We start from the raw sequence: 3,577 nt of genomic DNA, 5'->3' as shown, positions 1-3,577 counted from the left end.
TGGTGATCATTCTCTCCTCGTCCGCCCCCACGGCGGCCTGGGCCCGCAGCAACCCCGGCACACCCCACCCCCTGCCTCCCTGAATTACCCCAACACGGGCTCTATACCCGCAACTTGAGGAACTCAGCACTAGGGCCTGTTCAGAAGTGGATCAAGGTCGTGCGATCATCAGGTTCCAGGGCTCGGGGAGATCTGACGGACGCCCAGTGGGCAGTGCTGGAACCGCTGCCGCCTCAGGGCATCAAGGCCGGTCGGCCACCGGTGCACACCAAGCGGCAGCCGATCAACGGGATACGGTTCCGCACCCGCACGGGCATACCGTGGCGGGATCTGCCCGAGCGGTACAGGCCCGTGGGAGACGGTGTACGGGCTGTTCCGTCGCCGGCCACCCTGATGTCGCTGGTGATCATGGCCGGGCAGCGCGGTGACTCCCCGCAGCTCCAGGTCGTCCTGGGCCCCATTCGCGTGCCCAGGACCGGCCCGGGGCGGCCGCGTACTCGGCCCGGCAAGGTCCGCGCCGACAAGGCGTACGGCTCCCGCGCGAACCGCACCTACCTGCGCAGAAGCAGCATCGGCTGCGCGAGTACGGCCGGCAGCAGGTCTCCTGCGTGGGATGGTCACTGCGCGGGGCAGGCCGTCCCAGTCGGGACGAGTGCCGCCGCAGCGTGGCCGACAGAGGTGTCCACGAGGTTACCGAGCAGCTTGACGTGGATGGCATTGACGGCAATGCCCTTGCCGTCCGCGGTGGAGACCTGCTCGTTGACGATCACCGTGCCGAGCAGCACGTTGATCGTGGTGTTGGGTGCGGCGGCCGTGACGGCGGCCCCGGCCACCTTCAGGTTGGTGAGCGTGACGTTGCCAGTGGCGGTGACCGTGCCGGCGGCGTCGTCGGTTGCCTTGGCGTCCGCGGTGACGGCATCCGCGGTGACCAGGCCACCGAGCATGCTGACCTTGCCGACGGTGGCCTGCGAGGTGGCGGTCTGCAGCCCCGCGGAGTCCGTGGTGCCGGACGCGTTCGTGGCGATCGCCCCGAATGTGGCGAGCCCGGGGATCGTAGCCGTGGCCAGATTGTTGGAAACGGAGCCGGGGGCGGTGGTGCAGGTCAGGTCCGAGGGTGCCAGGGGGCCCGCCGTGAAGAGGGGGCCAGTGCTCTTCGCGCCGTACCCGTGAGCGTCAAAATTCAGGATGGGCGGCGCCGCGCGGTGACTGTCACTTGGAAGTGTTCCTAGCTGCTGGGCCGCTGCGCTGGGCGCCATCAGGAGCACAGACCCTGCGAAGGCGGGTACGAGAACAGCAGTCAGCCCGGATATGCCTGCGGGCCGGGGAAGTGTGCTGGAGAGCATGTCGAGAGCCTTTCCTTGAAGGAGTCCCCTGGAAACCGCGCAGATATCACTTAGAGCGACCATGTGAGTTCTCTCGGCTATCAGGATCGATCCCGACCCTAGGGCGGGCCGGACAGGGGCGCCAGCCGTGCTTCGCTATTCGGGTGCCCCTCGAGTCGGCAGCCGGGTCACCGGGCCGCTGAGCTTTGCCCCGCGACGTGGACACCCCTGACACTTGGATCTTGTAGATCCAGGAAGGGAAGTCCAGGTGGGACGTCCGTCGAAGTACTCGGACGAGTTCCGTCGTGATGCCGTCGCGCTGTACCGGGCCTCGGAGGGCCGGCGCACGTTCGCGGCGGTCGCGAAGGAGATCGGGGTCAACCACGAGACCCTGCGGAACTGGGTGCGGGCCGCCGGCGCCGAGCCGGCGCCGACCGGACAGGCGCCGAACGCGGATGAGCGGGCCGAGCTCGCGCGGCTGCGCAAGGCCGAGCGCGAGTGGCAGGTTGAGAAGGAGATCCTGCGCCGGGCAGCGGCCTATTTCGCACGGGAGATGAAGTGAGGGCCCACCGCTGGGACTTCATCTCCGCCCACGCCGGTGTGTTCGGCGTCCAGCGGTTGTGCGAGGTCCTGCGTGTCGCCCGTTCCGGGTACTACGCCTGGCGGGCCGGCGCCCGGGCCCGTGCCGACCGGGCGGCGGCCGAGACCGCACTCGTGAACGAGATCCGCGACGTCCACCAGGAGACGCAGGGTGTCTACGGGGTGCCGAGGGTGCACGCCGAACTGCGGGCCCAGGGCCGGGTGGTCAACCGCGAGCGGGTAGCCCGCCTGATGCGCGAGCACGGCATCGTCGGCCGCCACCTGCGCAACTGCCGCACGACGGTCCAGGACAGGAGCGCGCCACCTGTGCCGGACCTGATCGGGCGGGACTTCACGGCGGCGGGGCCCGATGTCCGGTGGGTCGGTGACATCACGTATCTGCCGGTCGGTGGCTCGTGGATGTACCTGGCCACCGTCATCGACCTGCACTCGCGCCCGCCTGGTGGGCTGGTCACTGGCCGACCACATGCGCACCGGCCTGGTCGCCGACGCGCTGGAGGCCGCGGTGGCCGCCCGCGGCGGCCGGGTCGGCGGCGTGGTCTTTCACTCGGACAGGGGGTCGCAAGGTGGATTCAACTGCTCGTCGCAACACCCTGATCTCGGAGGGCACCGACCTGTCCCGGTGGTCCGCCGAGGACCTCGAAGCCGTCGCCCTGGCGATCAATAACCGACCCCGCAAGATCCTTGGCTGGAAGACCCCGGCCGAGGTCTTCGAAGAGCAGCTACGCTCACTACAACAGCCCGGTGTTGCAACGACCGGTTGAACTCGCCCAATACGGCTCGGCCGAGTTCGCGAGACTCTGCCGGCTCCACGGTGTCCGGCGGAGCATGGGAAAGGTCGGCTCCAGCTATGACAACGCCGCCGCGGAGAGCTTCTTCGCCTCCCTGAAGCGGGAGTTGATGCACGGAGTGCGCTGGGCCAGCCAGGATCAGGCGAGGCTGGACGTGTTCCGCTGGATCTCCTTCTACAACGTCCGAAGGCGCCACTCCACGCTCGGCTACCTCAGCCCGGTCCAGTTCGAACAGCAGACAGCGGCGTCCCGTAGGATCACCCTCGCCGCATGAAACTCCGGTGTCCACGTCCCGGGGGAAGGCTCAATCCTGGCCGACACCGCGACCTCGGTCACCGTCCGCACCCCCGCCGGATCGGGCGCGGTCCCCGTCACCGTCACCACCCCGGGCGGCACCGCCGTCTTCGGCACCTTCTACTACCTCCCCGCCCCGCTGCTGACCGGAATCACCACCAACGGCGGCGAACCCGCCATGGGCCCCTACACCGGCGGCGGCACCGCGGTCATCACCGGGACCAACCTGGCCGCAGCCACCTCGGTGCGCTTCGGCTCCCGAACGGCCACCATCGAGTCCGCCACCGACACCGCCGTCACCGTCACCTTCCCCGCCGTCCCCTCCCCCGGACCGGTGCCCGTCACCGTCATCACCCTCGGCGGCAGCGCCGGCGGCCTGACCTTCACCTACCTCGACACCCCCACCGTGACCGGCGCCAGCCCCGCCTCCGGACCCACCCCATGGCAGCCCTACGACACCACCTAACAAAGCACTACTAGTGTCCTGCGCCGGAGATCCGTCGGCAGAAGCGGGCGAGGGAGTCGAGGATCTCATCGGCGGTCTTGGTCCAGGTGAACGGCTTGGGGTCC

The 3,577-nt window shown here is 69.2% G+C and carries 2 protein-coding genes and 5 pseudogenes; 6 read left to right on the top strand and 1 reads right to left on the bottom strand.

Going from position 1 to position 3,577, the window contains the following annotated elements; translation table 11 throughout:
- Positions 1-159: 159 nt before the first annotated feature.
- Both AB0J08_RS41265 and AB0J08_RS41260 read left to right on the top strand, forming a co-directional pair.
- Positions 160-339: pseudogene (locus AB0J08_RS41265) on the top strand (transposase); the annotation flags it as partial.
- A 54-nt stretch (positions 340-393) separates the two neighbouring features.
- Positions 394-564: pseudogene (locus AB0J08_RS41260) on the top strand (IS5/IS1182 family transposase); the annotation flags it as partial.
- Between the two features lie 53 nt (positions 565-617).
- Here AB0J08_RS41260 and AB0J08_RS41255 read toward each other — a convergent pair.
- The gene (locus AB0J08_RS41255; RefSeq protein WP_360645238.1) at positions 618-1,343 is read right to left on the bottom strand and encodes a choice-of-anchor P family protein; all 726 of its coding nucleotides are present in this window, start codon (positions 1,341-1,343) and stop codon (positions 618-620) included.
- 247 nt (positions 1,344-1,590) lie between these two features.
- Here AB0J08_RS41255 and AB0J08_RS41250 point away from each other — a divergent pair.
- The 4 genes and pseudogenes from AB0J08_RS41250 to AB0J08_RS41235 all read left to right on the top strand — a co-directional run.
- A pseudogene (locus AB0J08_RS41250) lies at positions 1,591-2,487 on the top strand (IS3 family transposase); the annotation flags it as partial.
- Between the two features lie 37 nt (positions 2,488-2,524).
- Positions 2,525-2,686 (top strand): annotated as a pseudogene (locus tag AB0J08_RS41245) (IS30 family transposase); the annotation flags it as partial.
- A gap of 4 nt (positions 2,687-2,690) precedes the next feature.
- Positions 2,691-2,987, top strand: a pseudogene (locus tag AB0J08_RS41240) (integrase core domain-containing protein); the annotation flags it as partial.
- A 198-nt stretch (positions 2,988-3,185) separates the two neighbouring features.
- On the top strand, positions 3,186-3,473 hold the full coding sequence (locus AB0J08_RS41235; protein ID WP_360645235.1) for an IPT/TIG domain-containing protein: 288 nt from the start codon (positions 3,186-3,188) through the stop codon (positions 3,471-3,473).
- Positions 3,474-3,577: the final 104 nt, after the last annotated feature.

This window comes from Kitasatospora sp. NPDC050463, from assembly GCF_040655255.1.
Classification (GTDB): domain Bacteria; phylum Actinomycetota; class Actinomycetes; order Streptomycetales; family Streptomycetaceae; genus Kitasatospora.
This window is presented reverse-complemented; position numbering and strand designations above follow the sequence as displayed.